The sequence below is a fragment of the Arthrobacter sp. H41 genome (genome assembly GCF_000520535.1).
In the GTDB taxonomy this organism is placed as follows: domain Bacteria; phylum Actinomycetota; class Actinomycetes; order Actinomycetales; family Micrococcaceae; genus Arthrobacter_D.
The window spans coordinates 4,113-6,284 of the sequence record NZ_KI914830.1; the positions used below are offsets into that span (position 1 = coordinate 4,113).

2 protein-coding genes and 1 pseudogene are annotated in these 2,172 nt (G+C 68.2%); 2 read left to right on the plus strand and 1 reads right to left on the minus strand.

Features of this window, described 5'->3' with window-relative positions; translation table 11 throughout:
• Positions 1-943: phosphoserine phosphatase SerB (serB, locus tag Y705_RS20315; protein WP_049822831.1), on the minus strand; the 943-nt coding region annotated here is incomplete at its 3' end.
• 92 nt (positions 944-1,035) lie between these two features.
• On the opposite strand from serB, the gene Y705_RS0114570 reads away from it, so the two are divergent.
• Positions 1,036-1,827, plus strand: a complete 792-nt coding sequence (locus Y705_RS0114570) for an ABC transporter ATP-binding protein (protein ID WP_026533386.1) — start codon at positions 1,036-1,038, stop codon at positions 1,825-1,827.
• Positions 1,828-1,853: 26 nt separating this feature from the next.
• Positions 1,854-2,172: pseudogene (locus tag Y705_RS22475) on the plus strand (TrmH family RNA methyltransferase); the annotation flags it as partial.

A 2,172-nucleotide genomic window follows, 5' to 3' on the forward strand; every position in this document is an offset into this window, starting at 1 on the left:
CGAGGAAGGGCAGATCGACGACGGCGTCCGCCGCATCCCGAAGCGCAGGTTTCGCATTGAACGCGACACCGAAACCGGCGGCGGCCACCATGTCGATGTCGTTGGCGCCGTCACCCACGGCGATGGTCCGCTCAATCGGAATTCCTGCCGCGCCGGCCCACTGCCGGAGAGCGCGCTCCTTCTCGGCACGGTCCACCACCGGGCCCGTCACCCGGCCGGTGAGCGTCCCGCCGTCGATCTCCAACAGGTTGGCCCGTGCGGAGGTGAGCTTCAGGCGCTGCGCCAGTGGCTGCAGGAGCTGGGTGAAGCCTCCCGAGACAGCTGCGACGTGGTGTCCGGCGCTCAGAAAAGCATCGACGAGCACCTCGGCCCCCTCGCTGAGTTCGATACTCCTGCCCACCGCGTCGATCACCGATGCCGGCAGTCCGGCCAGGACAGCGACCCTCGCATGAAGGCTCTGGGTGAAGTCGAGTTCGCCGCGCATAGCCCGCTCCGTCACCTCCGCCACCTCGGCCTCCCGCCCGGCGTAGGCAGCCAGGAGCTCGATGACCTCCTGCTTGATCAGCGTCGAATCGACGTCCATGATCAGCAGTTTCCGGCCCGGCCCGAAAACCGGGGCAGGCACGACGGCGGTGCCGGTGCCGTCCTGGTTCCCTCCGTTCCTGGCGGGGGCCCTGAACCGACCGGTGGCGGGGTTCCTGGAAGCGTCGCCGCCGTCGTTGCCGTTCGACTGTTGCTGGAACGCTTCCGCGATCGCCGCGCGCAGGTGATCCGCCGTGCCGCTGTAGGCGACGGAGAGCGCCTGACCGGCATAACCGTGTCCCGCGGCCTCCCCGACGCCGGTGATGACGCCGCCGGCCGTGGTGACTGCGGAGCGCACCAGGAAGAGCCTGCTCTCGGGAAGGGTGACGCCATAACTGACGACCCGGTAGTCGCTGTGCATTCTTCCTCCGGAAGCTGCTCGATCAGGATGGGCATGCGCGCCCGGCCCGCGGTTTCGCCAAGAGCCCGCTCATTAGCCTAGTGTCTAGTTCCATGAGTGACGTTCTGGAACTGGCGGGAGTGAGCATCGTCAAGGGCGGTAAAACCCTCTTGGACAGCATCGACTGGCAGGTGCGGGACGGCGAGCGCTGGGTGGTGATGGGTCCCAACGGTGCCGGGAAGACCACCCTCCTGCAGGTAGCCGGTGCACGGCTCCACCCCACGAGCGGCGTCGCTGGAATTCTCGGCGAAGTGATGGGCGCCGTCGATGTCTTCGAGCTGCGTCCCCGGATCGGGCTGGCCTCGGCCTCATTGGCAACCCAGATTCCGGACCATGAGACCGTGCTGAACGTCGTGGTGACTGCGTCCTACGGCGTGACCGGGCGCTGGCGCGAACAGTACGAGCGGCTCGACGAACGGCGGGCCTTCCGCCTGCTGGATACCTGGGGCATGTCCACCTTCCTGAACCGGCCGTTCGCTTCGCTGAGCGAGGGCGAGCGGAAGCGCGTCCAGATCGCGCGCGCGCTGATGGCCGATCCCGAACTGCTGCTGCTCGACGAACCCGCCGCGGGCCTCGACCTCGCGGGCCGCGAGGATTTGGTCAAGAGGCTCACCGTCCTCGCCCGGGATGGGGATGCACCGGCCATGGTCCTGGTGACCCATCACCTTGAAGAGGTGCCGCCGGGTTTCACCCACGCGATGCTGCTCCGGGAGGGCGGGATCGTCGCCTCCGGGCCGATCGACGGCGTCCTCACCGAGGAGAACCTCAGCACAGCATTCGATCTCCCGCTCAGCGTCAGCCGGACGAACGGCAGATTCAGCGCCGTGGCCCGGTCCGCCGCCTAGCGGAACCGCATCGCGAACCCTAGCTGATGCCTCGAATCCGGCTGGAGAGCCCCGCGGACTCCCGGCTTCCCGATTACCGCGGCCTCACCGACACCCAGTTGCGCCGCCGCACCGAACCCGCCGAGGGACTTTACATCGCCGAGGGTTCCAAGGTGGTGCGACGTGCCGTTGCGGCCGGACACACGCCGCGATCGTTCCTCCTCGCCGAGAAGTGGCTGCCCGAGCTGGAGGACGTCCTCCAGCAGTTTCCCGACGTGCCCGTGTACATCGGGGACGCGGCCGTGCTGGAGGGTGTCACCGGCTTCCATCTGCATCGCGGCGCGCTCGCAGCGATGAACCGCCCGG

Excerpts from the sequence above, each read along its gene's own strand:
- Y705_RS0114570 (WP_026533386.1), top strand. The coding sequence starts at position 1,036 with ATGAGTGACGTTCTGGAACTGGCGGGAGTGAGCATCGTCAAGGGCGGT.